Source organism: Vibrio variabilis, assembly GCF_003263785.1.
Lineage (GTDB): Bacteria > Pseudomonadota > Gammaproteobacteria > Enterobacterales > Vibrionaceae > Vibrio > Vibrio variabilis.
In genome coordinates, this window is sequence record NZ_JYJK01000127.1 from 16,609 (window position 1) to 34,983 (window position 18,375).

General features: G+C 48.4%; 12 protein-coding genes, 1 tRNA gene, 6 pseudogenes and 1 riboswitch. Of the genes and pseudogenes, 11 read left to right on the forward strand and 8 right to left on the reverse strand.

The genetic code is table 11. From position 1 onward, the window contains the following. Positions 1 to 28 precede the first annotated feature (28 nt). A pseudogene (locus TZ48_RS20890) lies at positions 29 to 831 on the forward strand (HAD family hydrolase). A 39-nt stretch (positions 832 to 870) separates the two neighbouring features. On the opposite strand, the gene moaE reads toward TZ48_RS20890, so the two are convergent. The 5 genes from moaE to moaA form a co-directional block, all read right to left on the reverse strand. After that, positions 871 to 1,326: a molybdopterin synthase catalytic subunit MoaE gene (gene moaE / locus TZ48_RS20895; protein ID WP_112480522.1), complete on the reverse strand. Its 456-nt coding sequence runs from the start codon at positions 1,324 to 1,326 to the stop codon at positions 871 to 873. A 1-nt stretch (position 1,327) separates the two neighbouring features. Further along, on the reverse strand, positions 1,328 to 1,573 hold the full coding sequence (moaD, locus tag TZ48_RS20900) for a molybdopterin synthase sulfur carrier subunit (RefSeq protein WP_112480523.1): 246 nt from the start codon (positions 1,571 to 1,573) through the stop codon (positions 1,328 to 1,330). Next, positions 1,570 to 2,049 (reverse strand): cyclic pyranopterin monophosphate synthase MoaC, encoded by a 480-nt coding sequence (moaC, locus tag TZ48_RS20905; RefSeq protein ID WP_042502300.1) that lies wholly within the window; start codon positions 2,047 to 2,049, stop codon positions 1,570 to 1,572. Before moaC ends, moaD begins: the two co-directional genes overlap by 4 nt. Before the next feature lie 15 nt (positions 2,050 to 2,064). Beyond that, positions 2,065 to 2,577 carry a molybdenum cofactor biosynthesis protein B gene (gene moaB / locus TZ48_RS20910; protein ID WP_112480524.1) on the reverse strand — a complete coding sequence of 171 codons (513 nt, stop codon included), beginning with the start codon at positions 2,575 to 2,577 and terminating at the stop codon, positions 2,065 to 2,067. A 47-nt stretch (positions 2,578 to 2,624) separates the two neighbouring features. Then, positions 2,625 to 3,614 carry a GTP 3',8-cyclase MoaA gene (gene moaA / locus TZ48_RS20915; RefSeq protein WP_112480525.1) on the reverse strand — a complete coding sequence of 330 codons (990 nt, stop codon included), beginning with the start codon at positions 3,612 to 3,614 and terminating at the stop codon, positions 2,625 to 2,627. Continuing rightward, positions 3,603 to 3,767: riboswitch (molybdenum cofactor riboswitch) on the reverse strand. Its footprint overlaps the gene before it by 12 nt. A gap of 169 nt (positions 3,768 to 3,936) precedes the next feature. Here moaA and TZ48_RS20920 point away from each other — a divergent pair. Beyond that, positions 3,937 to 4,824 (forward strand): YvcK family protein, encoded by an 888-nt coding sequence (locus TZ48_RS20920; RefSeq protein WP_112480526.1) that lies wholly within the window; start codon positions 3,937 to 3,939, stop codon positions 4,822 to 4,824. A 222-nt stretch (positions 4,825 to 5,046) separates the two neighbouring features. After that, a pseudogene (locus tag TZ48_RS20925) lies at positions 5,047 to 6,648 on the forward strand (long-chain fatty acid--CoA ligase). Positions 6,649 to 6,711: 63 nt separating this feature from the next. On the opposite strand, the gene TZ48_RS20930 reads toward TZ48_RS20925, so the two are convergent. The 3 genes and pseudogenes from TZ48_RS20930 to uvrB all read right to left on the reverse strand — a co-directional run bounded on the left by TZ48_RS20930 (position 6,712) and on the right by uvrB (position 10,635). Next, on the reverse strand, positions 6,712 to 7,062 hold the full coding sequence (locus TZ48_RS20930; protein ID WP_112480527.1) for an Hpt domain-containing protein: 351 nt from the start codon (positions 7,060 to 7,062) through the stop codon (positions 6,712 to 6,714). After that, positions 7,059 to 8,458 (reverse strand): annotated as a pseudogene (luxO, locus tag TZ48_RS20935) (quorum-sensing sigma-54 dependent transcriptional regulator LuxO). The gene TZ48_RS20930 and the pseudogene luxO overlap by 4 nt, the downstream one beginning before the upstream one ends. Before the next feature lie 146 nt (positions 8,459 to 8,604). Continuing rightward, entirely contained in the window at positions 8,605 to 10,635 is a 2,031-nt protein-coding gene (gene uvrB / locus TZ48_RS20940) for an excinuclease ABC subunit UvrB (protein WP_112480528.1), read from the reverse strand. Positions 10,636 to 11,122: 487 nt separating this feature from the next. On the opposite strand from uvrB, the gene TZ48_RS20945 reads away from it, so the two are divergent. From TZ48_RS20945 to nth, 8 genes and pseudogenes are all read left to right on the forward strand, one after another. Further along, a tRNA-Asn gene (locus TZ48_RS20945) sits at positions 11,123 to 11,198 on the forward strand. 358 nt (positions 11,199 to 11,556) lie between these two features. After that, positions 11,557 to 12,138, forward strand: coding sequence for an electron transport complex subunit RsxA (gene rsxA / locus TZ48_RS20950; RefSeq protein WP_042476631.1), 582 nt, complete (start codon positions 11,557 to 11,559; stop codon positions 12,136 to 12,138). Between the two features lie 127 nt (positions 12,139 to 12,265). Then, positions 12,266 to 12,717 (forward strand): annotated as a pseudogene (gene rsxB / locus TZ48_RS20955) (electron transport complex subunit RsxB). A gap of 8 nt (positions 12,718 to 12,725) precedes the next feature. Continuing rightward, positions 12,726 to 15,259 (forward strand): annotated as a pseudogene (rsxC, locus tag TZ48_RS20960) (electron transport complex subunit RsxC). Then, a pseudogene (gene rsxD / locus TZ48_RS20965) lies at positions 15,259 to 16,304 on the forward strand (electron transport complex subunit RsxD). The pseudogenes rsxC and rsxD overlap by 1 nt, the downstream one beginning before the upstream one ends. Before the next feature lie 4 nt (positions 16,305 to 16,308). Beyond that, positions 16,309 to 16,938 carry an electron transport complex subunit RsxG gene (gene rsxG, locus TZ48_RS20970; RefSeq protein WP_112480529.1) on the forward strand — a complete coding sequence of 210 codons (630 nt, stop codon included), beginning with the start codon at positions 16,309 to 16,311 and terminating at the stop codon, positions 16,936 to 16,938. Further along, positions 16,938 to 17,627: an electron transport complex subunit E gene (locus TZ48_RS20975; RefSeq protein WP_112480530.1), complete on the forward strand. Its 690-nt coding sequence runs from the start codon at positions 16,938 to 16,940 to the stop codon at positions 17,625 to 17,627. The genes rsxG and TZ48_RS20975 overlap by 1 nt, the downstream gene beginning before the upstream one ends. 99 nt (positions 17,628 to 17,726) lie before the next feature. After that, the gene (nth, locus tag TZ48_RS20980) at positions 17,727 to 18,368 is read left to right on the forward strand and encodes an endonuclease III (RefSeq protein WP_112480531.1); all 642 of its coding nucleotides are present in this window, start codon (positions 17,727 to 17,729) and stop codon (positions 18,366 to 18,368) included. Positions 18,369 to 18,375: the final 7 nt, after the last annotated feature.

An 18,375-nucleotide genomic window follows, 5' to 3' on the forward strand; every position in this document is an offset into this window, starting at 1 on the left:
GCCTCACTCACAAAATTAGCATTCAACTATGACAGCTTCAAAAATCAAATTCATCGCAACCGACATGGATGGAACCCTGTTAGACGAGCAAGGCCAGCTTCCTGCGCAGTTTCCTGCGTTATTTCAAAGGCTCAAGTCTCAAGGCATTCTGTTTGCTGCGGCGTCTGGTCGTCAATACTATAGCTTGCGTGATACTTTTGCAGACTACCAAGAGAGATGCTGTTTATCGCTGAAAATGGCACTATGGTCATGCATCAGGACAAAGAGCTGTATAGCTGTACGCTTGATTCAGCTTCCGTGCCTGACATCATTCGCCAAGCCCGTACGATCTCCGGTGCGTTTATTGTGCTATGTGGTAAGAAAGGTGCTTACATCGAAACGCAAGATCCAAAGGCACTGGCAGAAATCAATAAGTACTACCACCGCTGCCAATATGTTGACGATTTGCTGAGCGTAGAAGACGAATTTATTAAAGTTGCTCTGCTTCACTTTGATGGCTCTGAAGCTCACATCGATCCGGTGATCCGCCCTGCATTTGGTAAAGATTTTCAAGTCGTGGTTAGTGCTAAGATTTGGCTTGATGTCATGAACAAAGTCGCCTCAAAAGGTGCGGCCATTCGCCACCTACAGCAAACCATGAACTTTAGTTTTGAGCAGACCATGAGTTTTGGTGACTACTTTAACGACGTAGAGATGTTGAAGGAGAGTTATTACTCTTACGCGATGGACAATGCCCACCCAGGTGTTAAAGAGCTTGCTCGCTTCTCGGCACCAAGTAATTCCGAAGCTGGAGTGATCACAGCAGTCAATGCATTTCTCGATGCCGAATAACCGAACAAAGTAACAAGAGCATGCCTAGGCATGCTCTTGTTATTTCTGCCAGCGCTCTGCGGCCTGTGCGTCAGACTCACGCGACTCAACCCATCGAGTTGATTCTGTGGTGCGCTCTTTCTTCCAAAATGGCGCCTTGGTTTTCAAGTAATCCATAATGAATTCACACGCTTCAAACGCCGCACCGCGGTGGGCACTGGACACACCGACAAACACGATTTGATCACCTGCATCCAGATCGCCGACACGGTGTATGACACGAATACCGTTCAGCATCCATCTCATTTCCGCTTCGTCGCAGATTTTCTCTAACGCGCGTTCCGTCATCCCCGGATAGTGCTCAAGCGACATGCCTTGCACATCGTCGCCCAAGTTTATATCACGTACTTTGCCCGTAAACGTCACTATCGCGCCAGATGCGCTGCCCTCAGCCAGAGCTTCATACTCTGTACCTACCGAAAAGTCTTGCTGCTGAACCGATACACGAATCGTCATATCAACCCCCAGTAACAGGAGGGAAAAAGGCCACTTCATCACCGTCACTGACGGTCGCCGTGAGCGGTACAATGTCCTGGTTCACAGCAGCTAATAACTTACCAGAATCAAGAGCCAAGTCCCACTTGCCCTCTTGCTTTGCTAAGTGAGCTCGGATAGCTTCGACCGTGTCAAAACTGGCCTCAAGTTCAAGCGCGTCGATACCAACCAGTTCGCGAGTTTGCGCAAAAAACAGTACTTTAATCATGATTCCACCTTAAAGTGACCTGACTTACCGCCGGTTTTTTCTAGTAATCGAACGCTGTCGATCACCATGTCTTTTTGTACGGCTTTGCACATGTCGTAAATCGTCAACGCCGCGACAGAAGCTGCAGTCAGCGCTTCCATTTCTACACCCGTTTTACCCGCTAGCTTACACACGGATTCGATGCGTACTTTGTTTTCACTTTCCAGCGCCTCTAGCTGCACTTCAACTTTTGAAAGCAACAGCGGATGACATAGCGGGATCAGATCCCACGTTTTCTTCGCAGCTTGAATACCTGCAATACGTGCGGTAGCAAACACATCCCCTTTGTGATGGTTGCCCGAGGTAATCATTTTCAGCGTTTCCGGTGCCATATGCACAAACGCTTCTGCACGCGCTTCCCGAACGGTCTCTGCCTTGGCTGAGACGTCAACCATATTGGCCTCGCCCGATGCATTAATATGTGTAAATTCCGACATGGCTAACCCCGACAGTTACTTAGTTAGGTGAGGCATGAAGTTACAAGGGCGATGACTTGCATCGAGCTGCTGCTTAATGATTTTCGTCCAACCCGTGCGACACGCACCTGTTGAACCCGGCATCGCGAAAATCACTGTGTGATTAGCAAAGCCCGCAATCGCACGTGACTGAATCGTCGAGGTACCAATCTCTTCGTAAGATACCGCACGGAATAGCTCACCGAAGCCTTCTACTTGCTTATCGAAAAGAGGTACCAATGCTTCTGGTGTGCTATCACGAGAGGTAAAACCTGTACCGCCAGTGATCATCACGGCTTGAACGTTTTCGTCAGCAATCCACTGTGAAACCACAGCGCGGATTTGGTAGATGTCATCGATAACGATTTTTTTGTCTGCCAGCGTGTGACCCGCTTCTTGCAGGTTTTCAACCAGGTAGCGACCTGATGTGTCATTTTCTTCTGTACGTGTATCTGAAACGGTTAGCACTGCGATATTCGCAGGCACAAATTTGCTCTCTGCGTGACCCATGATTTTCACCCTATAAAAACTGTAAACATTAAAATCGGCGACGCGAATTAGCCGCCGATGGATGCCAAGTGTGGCGTCATTCCTGAATTGCCATCATGTAGGAAGTGACTGACCGACTTGGTCTGTAATTGTGCTTGAATGCGCTCGATTAGCGCCTGCTCCTGCGCGTCTTCTTGCAGTAAGTCTCGCAACTCTACACCATGCTCGCCAAACAAGCATAAGTGCAGCTTACCCATTGCTGAGACACGCAAGCGGTTGCAACTTTCGCAGAAGTTTTTCTCGTATGGCATGATCAAGCCAATCTCACCTTTATAGTCAGCGTGCACGAATACTTGAGCCGGGCCGTCGTTGTTTTGACGCGCTTTCAGTATCCAGCCGTTAGCGATGAGTTGATTGCGAATGTCCACGCCTGAGACATGATGATTTTGAAACAGCTCGTCCATTTCCCCGGTTTGCATCAGCTCGATGAACCTAAGTTGAATAGGACGGTCTTTGATCCAGTTGAGGAACGACGGCAGCTCTTTAGCGTTGAGATCTTTCATCAACACCACATTGACTTTGACCTGCTTGTAGCCGATCTCAAACGCGCGGTCGATACCCGCCATCACCTCGGTAAATTTGTTCTCGCCGGTAATTTGGTGGAACATACGAGGATCAAGGCTATCAACGCTGACGTTAATATGAGTCAAACCCGCTTGCTGCCAGGTATCAACCTGTTTAGCCATACGATAACCGTTGGTCGTCGTAGCCACTTTGCTGATGCCGGGAGTATTGGCGACCGTTTCAATGATCTGAGGGAAGTCCTTCCTAAGACTAGGCTCACCACCAGTGATGCGCACCTTTGACGTGCCACAATCTGCAAACGCAGTGACAACACGCTTTATTTCAGGCAGCGTTAAAAAAGCTGGTCTTTTGTGACCAGGCGGTTTGTAGCCATCAGGGAGGCAATATGTACATCGGAAATTACAGACGTCTGTAACCGACAAGCGCAAGTAATAAAACTTGCGATGGAATTTATCTTCGAATTGTTGCGCCACGGAACACCTTTCCAAACACGGGAGGCGTGATCATTTCCAATCAAGCCCTTGTGACCTTTTGTCACTGGCTCAACACGCTTATCTTAATCGACATTACCAACAGGATGGGTGCGAAAAAGACTTAGCGTCGTGAGCTCGGAGTTATGGCAGTTAGCGACATGAGTCCCTAACAGCGTGCGAGTAAAATACTCAATAACGACAGGGTTTTCCAGCTTTGTCATCAAAAAACCTTATCTATTCGTCATTTTTATTATAGTTGAGTATCGCAAATGAACAATTTACCCTATGTTACGACAACTAAGTAACACAAAAGTAGAATAAGATGAGCAACTATTCATCAAAAAAAATTGTCGCGATTGGTGGCGGTCACGGCTTAGGGCGCATGTTGGCTGCGCTGAAAGATTTTGGCTCTAATGCCACAGGTATTGTCGCAACAACGGACAATGGCGGCTCCACCGGCCGTATTCGAGAGTGCCAAGGCGGCATTGCTTGGGGCGACACTCGCAACTGTATCAACCAGCTCATTACCGATCCGTCTATCGGTTCCATGATGTTTGAGTACCGTTTTAAAGGCACTGGCGACTTGAATGGTCACAACCTTGGCAACCTTATGCTTACCGCATTGGATAACCTATCCGTCCGCCCACTCGACGCAATAGAACTAATACGAGACTTACTTAAAGTCGATGTTAATATCATCCCAATGTCTGAGCACCCTTCTGATCTTAAAGCACTTTCGGTAGAAGGGAAATGGGTTACGGGTGAAACCTCCGTGGATGAAATGGAGCAAGATCTACAGCGTCTTGATTTAGAACCTGTTGTACCTGCGACAAAAGAAGCGGTTGATGCGATTCTCGAGGCGGACTGTATTGTGCTTGGTCCTGGTAGTTTTCTAACCAGTATCATGCCACCGCTTTTGCTTGCTGAACTCAGCCAAGCCATTAGCAGTAATACCAAAGCCAAAGTGATGTTTGTTGAGAATCTATCACCCGAGTATGGCCCGGCTGGAAGAATGACGCTGGAGCAAAAACTGCAATGGTGCGAACGCGCTCTACATGGCCGAAAACTCGACGTCATTTTAGGTGAGCAGGCACACCCAGATATTTGTTCACGCTGGAACTGCATGACTCAGCCTCTGGCCTCACCCAATCGTGATTGGCGCCATGATAGGAATAAACTCAAGCAAGCGATTGAGTCGCTACTGCAATAAGTTCAAGACGATTCGCTGAATATTCCCAACAAAAAGCCTCATACTCAGTCACTTAGACATAGTTGAGGCTTTTTGTATACCAGGTAAGTATTCACTCACAGTTCCTCACTGCTATTCTGATAAAAACCCTACTTAGTTAACAATTGCTAACCAAGCAAATTGTTGCGCTGCCGTGAATGCATCACTCTAGCATTACAACAATCAAAATAGCGAAGTGCCGACATGAACCAGTACGTGAATGACCCATCCAATTATCAACTGTTGATCAAGAATCTCCTATTCTCCCCTGTTGCTTTTGATCCAGACCAAGAAATCATCTACGCCAACTACCGACGCCACAGCTACCAGACCTTCCATGATCGCGTAAGACAGCTTGCCAACGCCCTAACTCATATGGGCGTTAAGAAAGGTGACACTGTCGCTGTCATGGATTATGACTCTCATCGTTATCTAGAGTGCTACTTCGCAATTCCTATGATTGGCGCCAAGCTGCATATGATTAACGTTCGTCTCTCTCCAGAGCAAATTCTCTATACCATCGACCACGCAGAAGACGATGTACTGCTCATCCATGAAGAGTTTTTACCACTCTTGGATCAAATCAAAGGACGCATCGACACCATCAATGATTACGTGGTACTTCGTGATGAAGGCGACTGTGAATATGAGCAGCGATTGGCGGCGCAACCGACCGAGTTTGACTTTCCTGACTTTGATGAAAATACCGTTGCTACTACCTTCTACACGACAGGTACAACAGGGATGCCAAAGGGGGTGTTCTTTACTCACCGTCAATTGGTGCTGCATACCCTAGGAATTCTAAGCTCCCTTGGCACCAATGCGGTTCAAGGCCGGCTGCATCAAGGCGACATCTACATGCCTATTACGCCAATGTTTCATGTTCACGCTTGGGGTCTACCTTATATGGCCACCATGCTTGGCATCAAACAGGTCTATCCGGGTAAATATATCCCAGACGTACTGCTTGGCCTTATTGAACAAGAAAAAGTGACCTTCTCACACTGCGTACCCACCATCTTGCACTTGCTGCTCAACTCACCTAAATCGTCCTCGGTGAATTTAGCTGGATGGAAAGTCGTTATTGGTGGCGCTGCATTGCCAAAAGCACTTTGTCAGGCTGCATTAGCGCGCAACATAGATGTCTTTGCTGGGTATGGCATGAGTGAGACCGGTCCAATCCTATCGATAGTGCAGCTCACCCCTGAGCACCTTGAACGTGACATGGACACTCAAGCAGAATACCGGGCGAAAACAGGTAAAAAAAGTCGCGATGGTCGACATTGAGATTGTCGATGAACAAATGGAGCCACTCGCGCACGATGGCGAAACCACAGGCGAAATTGTCGTGAGAGCTCCTTGGCTTACACCGAGCTACTACAAAGACAATAAGAACTCGAAGGCGTTGTGGCGAGGTGGTTACTTACATACAGGCGATGTCGCAACCATCGACCAAGAAGGATTTATCAAGATTACTGACCGCGTGAAAGATATGATTAAAATCTCAGGCGAATGGGTGAGCTCCCTTGAACTTGAGGACATTCTTCATCAACACAAAGCCGTATCTGAAGCTGCTGTGATTGGCATGCCGCACAATAAATGGGGCGAAGTTCCTCTGGCTCTGATCACCCTGAAACCCGATCAAACGGTGGCGGAAAAAGAGCTGTTAGGGTTTGCAAAAGGGTTTATCACCAAAGGCATCCTGCTAGAGAGGCGCTACTAATGAAGATTAAGTTTGTCGATGCCATTGCTAAGACCAGCGTTGGGAAAGTTGATAAGAAAGAGCTTAGAAAACTGTATCTATAACGAGCGAGCATAAAAAATGCAGCCTCTACCGCTGCATTTTTTACATTTGTCACCTTTGAAACACTAGGCTTCTATCGTCTCAAGGTAGCTAACATAAGTGGTATGTGTGTTAGCAAGCAGTGCCAGCACTTGGTCTATCAGGGCTTGATCTTCCACGAGCGTGTTCTGCTTCGACTTGGCATCAATTTGGATCGCAAGCTGGCATAAAGGCTCAGCGCCAAAACTGGCGGCGCTGCTCTTGAGTGCATGGCATATTTCCGCTAGCAGCTCCATTTTGTCGCTCAGTGTGCCTTCACTAAGCTGACTTTGATACGTCACCAACTCACCAGTGAATATTCCCAATAAAATAGGAATATTGCTCTTGCCAATTTCGTTGGTAAGCTGCTCAACTCGGTCTTGATTCATAAACGTCATGCTTTGCTCTCACTCGCATTCCATGCTTGGATTTTTCTATAAATAGTCGATGGACTTACGTCCAGATACTTTGCGGCCTGTGGGATATTGCCATCACAAGCCTCAATAGCCTGCTCAATGGTGCGTCGCTCAGTTTGCCATAGCGGCACAATATCTTGTGGGCCAAATGACGAGACCGCTACCGATGATACGGTTGGTTTCACGACGACCAATGGCTCATTTAGAGGTGGCGGCAACATATCCAACGTGATCTCTTTGCCGTGGTTAAGTACCACGACATTACGCAGCACATTTTGCAATTGACGCACGTTACCCGGCCACTCGTAGTGGATGAAGCGTTCAATCACATCTTGAGAAAAGCGCACAAAGCTCTTCCCTTCCTCATGCGACATGAAGCCCAACAACGAGTAGGCAATTTCGATCACGTCTTCTTCACGATCACGAAGCGGCGGCAGGTGCAATGGGATCACATACAAACGGTAGTACAAGTCTTCCCTAAACCGCCCTTCTTGCACCTCTTTCCAAGGGTCGCGGTTGGTCGCACACACAAAGCGCACGTCCACTTTCTTCATACGTGAAGAGCCCACTTTTTGGAAAGTACCGGTTTGGATAAAGCGCAGCAATTTGGTTTGCAGTTCGAGATCCATCTCGCACAGCTCATCAAGAAACAGTGTGCCGCCATCGGCAAGCTCAGCCGCACCTTGTCTATCAACCGCAGCGCCAGTAAAAGCGCCTTTAACGTGACCAAACAGCTCACTTTCGATCAGATCTTTAGGGATCGCCGCACAGTTAATTGCGATAAATGGCTTGTCACCCCGCTTACTCGCAGCGTGTATGGCTTCGGCACATACCTCTTTACCGGTACCACTCTCACCGGTAATAAAAATACTGGCTTTACTGGATGCGGCGGAGTCGATAGTGCGATAGACAGCTTGCATTGGCTGACTACTGCCGATAAAGCTTGATAGCTTGGGCTACCCGTATCGTTGATTTCATCGCGCAGTTTAGAAGCTTTGCGGATCGCATTGGTTACGGTTACGCGCAGACGGTCAGCCTCGCAAGGCTTAATTAGAAAGTCTTGGGCACCGTGTTGCATCGCGTCGACCGCGATATCAATAGAGCCGTGCGCTGTCATAAAGATGATAGGCACGTCTGGATGAGATTGTTTTACTGCGTCCAAAACATCCATCCCCGTCATATCGGGAAGACGCAGATCAAGAAGTATCAGATCGGGTGTCCGATGCTGTAAGCTTTTAATCGCATCACGGCCATTGCCAACGATATTGATATCGATCCCCAACGGAGAAAGATATGAGCGATACAAAGCCGCAACGGAGGCCGTATCTTCTACCATCAGTAGGTAGCGAGACTTCGGCTCGTCGAATAGAGGTTGCATAAATCCTAGCTAACTGTTGTTTTATTATGTTTGCTTTATTTGGTTACTCTATAAGCATATTCGCATTTTGCAATTATTGAGTAAGAAAAACCATTTTTATTTTACTGCTTAAAGCTTGAGCAGCCTACCAGACTGCTCAAAGCTTGTTAACTATTAGCGATGAAGTGTTGTCTAAGTTTTTCTATTTCATCACGTTTTTCTGCAGCCAGCTCAAATTCTAAGTTCTGAGCGTGCTGATACATTTCCCCTTCGAGCTTGAGAATTTGTTTTTCGAGATCTTGTGAGGACAGCGCCACATAAGCTTGTGAAGGCTCGGCGACCTTGGAAAGTGGTACCTGTTTGCCTTTTTTCGGCTTACCACCTTTGACCACTCCACCAATTTCCATGATGTCTTTGATGTTGCGTTTGAGCGCAGTGGGTACCAGCCCCATTTTTTCATTGTAAGCCTGCTGCTTTTCACGGCGACGAGAGGTCTCATCGATGGCTTTTTGCATCGACTTAGTGATACGGTCACCATATAGAATCGCTTTGCCTTTGATATTACGTGCGGCACGGCCGATGGTCTGAATTAAAGAGCGTTCTGAGCGCAGGAAACCTTCCTTATCAGCATCAAGGATCGCCACCAGCGACACCTCCGGCATATCCAAACCCTCTCGAAGCAAGTTAATCCCTACCAGCACATCAAACTCACCTAAACGTAAATCGCGAATGATCTCGGTACGTTCAACGGTATCGATGTCTGAGTGTAAATAGCGTACTTTCACGCCGTGCTCATTGAGGTATTCCGTCAAATCCTCCGCCATACGTTTGGTAAGCGTCGTCACCAGCACACGCTCATCAATTGCGGCGCGAGCTTTAGCTTCGGAGAGCAAATCATCCACCTGAGTCGCAACAGGACGCACCTCAATCTCTGGATCCAAGAGACCTGTTGGGCGCACCACCTGATCGGCGACATCACCGTTCGACTTCTCGAGCTCATAAGCACTTGGTGTCGCCGAAACAAAGATAGTTTGCGGCGAAATCATCTCAAATTCTTCAAACTTCATCGGACGATTGTCCAAAGCCGAAGGCAAACGGAAACCAAACTCCACCAGCGTCTCTTTTCGAGAGCGGTCACCTTTATACATGGCGCCAATTTGTGGCACGGTCACGTGTGACTCATCAATAATGAGCAACCCGTCTGCTGGCAAGTAATCGAATAGTGTCGGAGGCGGCTCACCTTCTTTGCGACCACTCAAGTAACGGGAGTAGTTCTCGATGCCTGAACAAAAGCCAAGTTCGTTCATCATCTCAATATCAAACTGAGTACGCTGAGTAATGCGCTGCTCTTCAAGGAGTTTATTATTGTCCTTCAGATAGGTCGCTCGGCTAGTGAGCTCTTTTTTGATCTCTTCAATCGCATCCAAGATACGTTCTCGCGGCGTAACATAGTGCGTTTTAGGGTAGATGGTGTAGCGCGCGATATCGCGCTGGGTAATCACACCCGTCAACGGATCGAAAAGACTAATGCAATCAATCTCGTCATCGAACATTTCAAGGCGTACCGCTTCTTGATCAGATTCTGCGGGGAAGATATCGATAACTTCACCACGCACGCGAAATTGGCCACGTTCAAACGCGACATCGTTGCGAGAATATTGAAGCTCCGCAAGTCGAAGTAAGATATCACGCTGGTCGATCACCGCACCGCGTGTCACGTGAAGCATCATTTTCAAATACGAATCGGGATCGCCTAGACCATAAATGGCCGACACCGACGCGACGATAATCGCATCTTTGCGCTCAAGCAGTGCTTTGGTGGCCGACAAACGCATTTGCTCGATGTGAGCGTTCACTGACGCGTCTTTTTCAATAAACGTGTCGGTGGTCGGTACATACGCCTCTGGCTGATAGTAGTCATAGTAAGAAACGAAGTACTCAACCGCATTGTTCGGGAAAAAGGCTTTCATCTCACCATAAAGCTGTGCGGCGAGGGTTTTGTTTGGTGCCAATAAAATAGCGGGTCTTTGCGCCTCGGCAATCACGTTTGCTAACGTGAAGGTTTTACCGGATCCGGTTACCCCGAGCAACGTTTGGTGGGCGAGACCTGAATCCAAGCCGTCGACTAACTGCGCAATTGCGGTAGGTTGGTCTCCTGACGGTTTGTAATCAGAAACCAATTCAAAGTGTTTTGCCATCTATTTATGTCCCTTATCTGCAACCCTACTATTTGAGCGCTAGCGCTATCAATTTGCAACCTAAAGCTCGCCTTTATACGCGCAATTTGCTATTGTGTGCACCCAAGCAAAACCCACGTCTAAACCAAGCGTTTCAAACCATCCACGGTTTTTCCCCAATCAATCCTAGCTTAGCTGTTAATAACAATATTCTCATTTTTGACACGCCCAACCTTAGTTTTGTAAATTAATTATATTTCAACAACATAACTGACAACTCATTCAGTTATTCACACCCCATCAAATGAGTAATTACTCAAACCAACATTCTCTACCGCACAATTAACACATTTATCCACAATTTTGGTGGATAAGTAAAACAACCTTATGAGCGATAAGGCTCCCAGGAAAGTAAAGCGTTTTTTGAAGTTTTTTTTGCAGTAATTTTTCAAAAAAACCATTGACTCATACACCTAGGGTAGCTAAGATTCGCCCCGCTTAAAGCAATTCCCCCTTAGTTCAGTTGGTAGAACGGCGGACTGTTAATCCGTATGTCGCAGGTTCGAGTCCCGCAGGGGGAGCCAAATTCCAGAAAAAGCCGTGTCGTAAGACGCGGCTTTTTCATATCCAAGCGACAGAAATCCCTACAGGATTTTATGTCTCAGAGCTCGCCGCCCGCGTACGAGTCCCGCAGGGGGAGCCAAATTCTAGAGAAAGCCGTGTCACAAGACGCGGCTTTTTCGTATCTTCGGCTCACAAACTCCTCTAAACTGACAGCCTTTTTGTCTGCTCCCGTTCACCCAATTCTGTACGTCTTTATTTGTTTTTAGCCCGAATGCCTATACTTTTCGTACAAACGAGCAAAACCATAGATTTCACAGGTTGTTATTCACCGCTCAAAACTGGATAATATCGGGATCGGAGCTCTTTACACTTTTTATTATGACCGAATATCTTTTGTTGTTGGTGGGCACAGTACTCGTCAACAATTTCGTACTGGTTAAATTCCTTGGGTTATGTCCATTTATGGGCGTATCTAAAAAACTCGAGACGGCCATCGGCATGGGTCTTGCGACAACATTCGTACTGACTTTAGCCTCGGTGTGCGCCTACCTTGTTGAAACTTATGTTCTTGTGCCTCTAGGTATCCAATACTTGCGAACGATGAGTTTTATCCTCGTTATCGCGGTGGTGGTGCAGTTCACGGAGATGGTGGTACACAAAACCAGCCCGACCCTATACAGGTTACTCGGTATTTTCTTACCGTTAATCACGACCAACTGTGCCGTGCTAGGTGTCGCCCTACTCAACATCAATGAAAACCACAACTTCATCGAATCTATCATCTATGGATTCGGTGCTGCCGTTGGTTTCTCTCTGGTACTGATCTTATTTGCTTCCATGCGTGAGCGTATTGCGGCCGCCGATGTACCAGCGCCATTCAAAGGTGCTTCTATCGCAATGATTACCGCAGGACTGATGTCGCTTGCGTTCATGGGCTTTACAGGGTTGGTGAAACTATAATGAGTACCATCCTTATCGCCATTGTTGCTGTTGTTATCCTAGCGGGTCTGTTTGGCGCCGTTCTAGGCTTTGCCTCTATCAAATTCAAAGTTGAAGCAGACCCATTGTCGATCAGATCGACAGTATTCTGCCACAAACTCAATGTGGTCAGTGTGGCTACCCAGGCTGCCGCCCTTACGCCGAAGCAATTGCTAACGGCGATGCGATCAACAAGTGCCCTCCGGGTGGCCAACGACGATTGAAAAACTTGCAGACTTAATGGGTGTCGAAGTCGAAGATACTGCCTACGACGCTGAAAAATCAGTCAAAAAAGTCGCCTTTATCCACGAAGACATGTGCATTGGCTGCACCAAATGTATTCAAGCGTGCCCTGTAGACGCCATTGTCGGTGGCACTAAAGCACTGCACACGGTTATCAAGGATGAGTGTACCGGCTGTGACCTTTGCGTTGCGCCGTGTCCGACTGATTGTATTGAAATGATCCCGGTAGAAACCACCGCGGATACATGGAAATGGCAAATGGATGCTATCCCTGTCGTCAATATTACCGAACCAACGACAGAACCAAACGGTAAGTAGGGAGCATTATGTTATCACTCATCGAACAAATTAAATCAGGCTCCCTTTGGGACTTCCCTGGCGGCGTACACCCGCAAGAAAACAAGACGCAATCTAATCGCAATCAGATTGTGCGCGCTGCTGTACCGAGCGAACTCGTCATTCCTCTAAAACAGCACATTGGTAAGCCAGGTGACCTATTGGTTAACGTTGGCGATAAAGTACTTAAAGGTCAGCCACTGAGCCAAGTCAACGCCGCCTTCATGTTGCCTGTTCACGCACCAACCTCTGGCACCATCAAAGCGATAGAGCCTCGCACTATTGCTCACCCATCGGGTTTGAGTGATCTGTGCATTGTGATAGAAGCGGATGGTGAAGACACCTGGACTAAACTTTCTCCAGTTGAAGACTACCGTGCACTTGAGCCAGACGCGCTCATCGAGACCATTCGACTTGCTGGTATCTCCGGCATGGGCGGTGCAGGCTTCCCAACCGCGAAGAAAATCCAATCTGGTCTTCAGCGCACTGAAATCTTGATCCTTAACGCTGCTGAGTGTGAACCCTACATCACGGCTGACGATCGCTTAATGCAAGATTGCGCTGATGAAGTGATTGAAGGTATCAACATCCTCAAGCACATGCTAAAACCAAAGCTAACCATCATCGGTATTGAAGATAACAAGCCTGAGGCTATAAAAGCCCTGGAGAAAGCCGCTGCGAACGAAGACATTGTGATCCGTGTGATCCCAACCAAATACCCTTCTGGTGGTGAAAAGCAGCTCATCAAGATCTTAACCAATCTTGAAGTGCCAGTCGGTGGCATTCCTGCTGATATTGGCCTCATGGTACAAAACATCGGCTCGGCGTTCGCCATTAAGCGTGCCGTCTGCAAGGTGAGCCACTCATTGAGCGTGTCGTCACACTCACAGGCAAAACCTTCAAACAACCACGCAACGTCTGGACGCGCATTGGTACGCCAGTACAAGCGCTGCTTGATGAGTTTGGTTACAAAGCCGATAAGAAGTCACAGCGCCTTATCATGGGTGGGCCAATGATGGGCTTTACCCTTCCACATGCCAACGTGCCTATCACCAAAACGGCAAACTGCATTTTGGCTCCAACGTTCCGCGAGATTGATCCGCGCTCCCATGAGATCGCTTGTATTCGTTGTAGTCAGTGTGCCGAAGCTTGTCCTGCATCTTTGCTACCACAACAATTGCAGTGGTACGCAAAATCGCAAGAATACGACAAATGCGAAGAGCTGAACCTTAAAGACTGTATCGAATGTGGTGCGTGTGCGTTTGTTTGTCCAAGCGAAATCCCGCTTGTTCAATACTATCGTCAGGCTAAAGCCGAAATCCGCACTCGTAAGCAAGATGCTGATGCTGCTGAACGCGCTAAAGTCCGTTTTGAAGAGAAAAAAGCTCGCATGGAGCGTGACAAAGCGGAACGCGAGAATCGATTCAAGAAAGCCGCTGATGATCGCCGCAAGCAAATGAGTAAGTCTGGCGGAGACGACGCTATCGCTGCTGCAATTGAGCGCGTCAAAGCGCAGAAAGCCAAAGCTGAAACCACGAGTGAAGTGAAACCAGCGGTCGCTGCTGCCATTGCCCGCGCCAAAGCTAAGCAGGCGGAAGCGGCTAAGCAAGGCCAAGCAGAGCCAGACAATTCAGAAATGGCGAAACTGCGCGAAGAGCGTAAGCGTCTAGCCAGAGAGCGTAAAGCTGAGAAAGCGTCAGCGCCAGAAGGCGCGACTGCTGAAACCAGCGCCGATGTCGATCCGAAGAAAGCCGCGATTGCTGCAGCCTTAGCTCGTGCGAAAGCTAAGAAAGCCGCGCAGCAACAAGATGCACCTTCCGATTCAGACAGCCAAGAAGCGAAAAAAGATGCCGTAGCCGCGGCGATTGCTCGTGCGAAAGCTCGCAAACAAGCGACTCAAACTGATTCGTCAGAAGCAGAAACCGAAACACCAACTTCTGAGTCAAGCGATCCGAAAAAAGCAGCAGTCGCTGCTGCAATTGCTCGTGCCAAAGCTCGCAAACAAGCCGATAAAGCTGAGCCAGAAAAAGCGAAAGACGAAACGCCAGCCTCTGAGTCAGACGATCCTAAGAAAGCGGCAGTCGCTGCCGCTATCGCGCGCGCTAAAGCTCGTAAGCAAGCCGCTCAGGTTGAGCCTGAAGAAGCGAAAAGCGAAACGCCAGCGTCTGAAACAGACGATCCTAAGAAAGCTGCAGTCGCTGCTGCTATTGCGCGCGCTAAAGCCCGTAAGCAAGCTGCTCAGGTTGAGCCAGAAGAAGCGAAAAGCGAAACGCCAGCGGCGGAAGCAGAGGATCCCAAAAAAGCAGCAGTAGCCGCGGCGGTTGCACGCGCTAAAGCTCGCAAGCAAGCGGCTCAAGCTGAACCTGAAAAAGCAGAATCAGCACAAGCTGAACAACCTAAGGAAGTGGCGACTGAGACGACAACTTCGGAGTCGGACGATCCGAAAAAGGCCGCTGTCGCTGCCGCCATTGCTCGTGCGAAAGCAAGAAAACGCCAACAAGAACAAAATAAGGAGAACAACTAGTGTCGTTCTTTATTGCTAGCTCTCCACATGCCCATAGCCGCAAACGTACGCCAGACCTAATGAAAGGCGTAGCGCTGTGTGCACTGCCAGGCCTTGTTGCTCAGACCTATTTCTTTGGTTGGGCACAATTATCCAACTCGCACTAGCGATTATTGTCGGATTGGGACTTGAAGCTGCGGTCATGCTGCTTCGCAAACGCTCCCCTGCTCTAGCACTTCGTGATTACAGTGCTTTGGTGACCGCTTGGCTTCTTGCGATTGCCATCCCACCATTGTCTCCATGGTGGGTAGTCGTCATTGGTCTACTATTCGCTATCGTTATCGCGAAACACCTTTATGGTGGTCTGGGTCAGAATCCATTTAACCCAGCAATGGTGGCCTATGTCGTGCTGCTTATCTCTTTCCCTGTAGAGATGACAAGCTGGATCACGCCAATTTCTATCTCAAACGAGCCCGTTGGGTTTGCCGATGCTTTCTCGCTGATTTTTGGCGGCTTTGATATGGACGGCTACTCACTACAGCAAATCCGAACGGGTATTGATGGCATCACTATGGCCACACCTCTTGATGCTTTCAAAACAGGCATCAGCAATGGCAACACCATAGGTGAAGTGCTAAGCCAGCCAATCTTTGGCAGCCTCGCTGGCATTGGTTGGGAATGGGTAAACCTGGCTTATCTACTGGGCGGTTTAGCTCTACTTAAACTGCGTATTATCCAATGGCATATCCCTGTTGCAATGTTAGTGTCTCTGACGGTAGTCAGCGGCTTCTTTGCAATGATTTGGCCAGGCGAAACAGGCTCGCCTCTGCTGCACCTGTTGTCGGGTGCGACTATGCTTGGTGCGTTCTTTATTGCGACCGATCCGGTTTCTGCATCAACCACGGTAAAAGGTCGTTTGATTTTTGGTGCCTTCGTTGGCTTGATGGTTTTCATCATCCGTACTTGGGGCGGTTTCCCTGATGGCGTCGCCTTTGGCGTCCTGCTCGCCAATATGTGCGTACCGCTGATCGATTACTACACCAAACCAAGAACTTACGGGCACTGATATTATGTTGAATGCAATTAGAAAAAACGGCTTAACACTGGCTATCTTTGCGTGTGCATCAACGGGCGTCGTTGCCGTTACTCAGTATCTGACCAAAGATCAGATCTTGCGCCAAGAACGCGCACAACTGCAAGCGACGCTGAATGAGGTCATCCCTCATGAGCTACATGACAATGAGCTGTATGCCGCTTGCACCTTGGTCAGCGATCCTGCGCTTGGAACCACAGCAGCGCAGCCAGCTTACATTGCGACCATCAACAATGAGCCAAAAGCTCTTGCCATTGAAACCATCGCACCAGATGGTTACAGCGGCGCCATCAAGCTCATCATTGGCGTTGATGTCGACGGAACTATCTTGGGTACGCGAGTATTAGCGCACCAAGAGACACCTGGGCTAGGTGATAAAATCGATCTTCGAATCACAGATTGGATCTTAGGTTTCTCTGGCAAGCAAGTGACTGATGACAACCTGAATGAGTGGGCAGTCCGCAAAGACGGCGGCCAGTTCGACTCGTTCACTGGCGCAACTATCACGCCAAGAGCGGTGGTAAAAGCGGTCAAAAATACCGTGGAATACGTGAACAACAATCGCGATTCCATTTTAAACCAGCCACGTAACTGTGGAGGTGAGTAATGACAACCTCAAAAGAACTCCTTAAAAATGGCATGTGGGACAACAACCCAGCTTTAGTACAGCTGCTTGGACTGTGTCCTCTGCTTGCGGTTTCATCCACCGTCACCAACGCCCTAGGCTTGGGACTCGCGACGCTATTGGTGTTAGTTGGCTCCAACGTTACAGTCTCTTTGGTTCGAGACTATGTGCCAAAAGAAGTGCGTATCCCGGTGTTCGTCATGATCATTGCAGCGCTAGTAACCTGTGTTCAACTGCTGATGAACGCTTACGCCTATGGCCTTTACTTATCATTGGGTATTTTTATCCCGCTTATCGTGACCAACTGCATCATCATTGGCCGTGCAGAGGCGTTCGCCTCTAAAAACGCGGTTGGCCCTGCTGCTCTCGATGGCTTTTGGATGGGCATGGGTATGACCTCAGCACTGGTTGTGCTTGGTGCGATGCGAGAGTTAATCGGTAACGGTACCCTGTTTGATGGCGCCGACCTGCTCCTAGGCGACTGGGCAGCAGCGCTTCGCATAGAAGTGTTCCAATTTGATAGTCAGTTCTTGTTGGCCTTGTTGCCACCAGGTGCGTTTATCGGCGTCGGCTTCTTGATTGCTCTTAAGAACGTCATCGATAAGCAAATCGAGCAGCGCCAACCAAAACAAGAAAAACCAGAGATTGAACGTGCTCGCGTTACTAACTAAAGCTTTTCATGCCCGAGATTTTCGGGCATTTTTATAATAAAAACACACTGGATACTCAGACACTGAGTACAAGCAATCAGCGGAAGAATTAGTCAGCAAATGAACAACACCAAAAGAAAAGAGATTCTAGAGCGGCTTCGCGAAAACAACCCCAAACCAGAGACTGAGCTTAACTGGAGTTCACCATTCGAACTGCTGATAGCGGTTCTACTCTCCGCGCAGGCAACCGACGTCAGTGTTAACAAAGCCACTGATAAACTCTATCCCGTCGCAAATACACCAGAAGCCATGCTAGCGCTTGGTGTAGATGGCGTGAAAGAGTACATCAAGACGATTGGTCTGTTTAACTCAAAAGCCGAGAACGTCATTAAGACTTGTAAGATCCTCATCGAAAAGCACGGCAGCGAAGTCCCAGAAAACCGTGAAGCGTTGGAAGCCCTACCCGGCGTTGGACGCAAAACCGCCAACGTGGTACTCAACACCGCCTTCGGCTGGCCAACCATCGCCGTAGACACCCATATATATCGTGTCTCAAATCGCACAAAATTTGCGATGGGCAAAACCGTCGACGATGTGGAAGAGAAACTACTTAAAGTCGTTCCAAAAGAATTTAAACTCGATGTGCACCACTGGCTGATCCTTCACGGACGCTATACCTGTGTCGCTCGTAAACCGCGCTGCGGCAGCTGCATCATCGAAGATCTTTGCGAATTCAAAGAAAAAGTCTATCCAGACAACTAATATTAAG

Coding starts and splice junctions, on each gene's coding strand:
- moaD (WP_112480523.1), bottom strand. CDS start 1,573: ATGATTAAAGTACTGTTTTTTGCGCAAACTCGCGAACTGGTTGGTATC.
- TZ48_RS20930 (WP_112480527.1), bottom strand. CDS start 7,062: ATGACGTTTATGAATCAAGACCGAGTTGAGCAGCTTACCAACGAAATT.
- nth (WP_112480531.1), top strand. CDS start 17,727: ATGAACAACACCAAAAGAAAAGAGATTCTAGAGCGGCTTCGCGAAAAC.
- uvrB (WP_112480528.1), bottom strand. CDS start 10,635: ATGGCAAAACACTTTGAATTGGTTTCTGATTACAAACCGTCAGGAGAC.
- moaB (WP_112480524.1), bottom strand. CDS start 2,577: ATGGGTCACGCAGAGAGCAAATTTGTGCCTGCGAATATCGCAGTGCTA.
- rsxG (WP_112480529.1), top strand. CDS start 16,309: ATGTTGAATGCAATTAGAAAAAACGGCTTAACACTGGCTATCTTTGCG.
- moaE (WP_112480522.1), bottom strand. CDS start 1,326: ATGACGATTCGTGTATCGGTTCAGCAGCAAGACTTTTCGGTAGGTACA.
- TZ48_RS20975 (WP_112480530.1), top strand. CDS start 16,938: ATGACAACCTCAAAAGAACTCCTTAAAAATGGCATGTGGGACAACAAC.
- rsxA (WP_042476631.1), top strand. CDS start 11,557: ATGACCGAATATCTTTTGTTGTTGGTGGGCACAGTACTCGTCAACAAT.
- moaC (WP_042502300.1), bottom strand. CDS start 2,049: ATGTCGGAATTTACACATATTAATGCATCGGGCGAGGCCAATATGGTT.
- TZ48_RS20920 (WP_112480526.1), top strand. CDS start 3,937: ATGAGCAACTATTCATCAAAAAAAATTGTCGCGATTGGTGGCGGTCAC.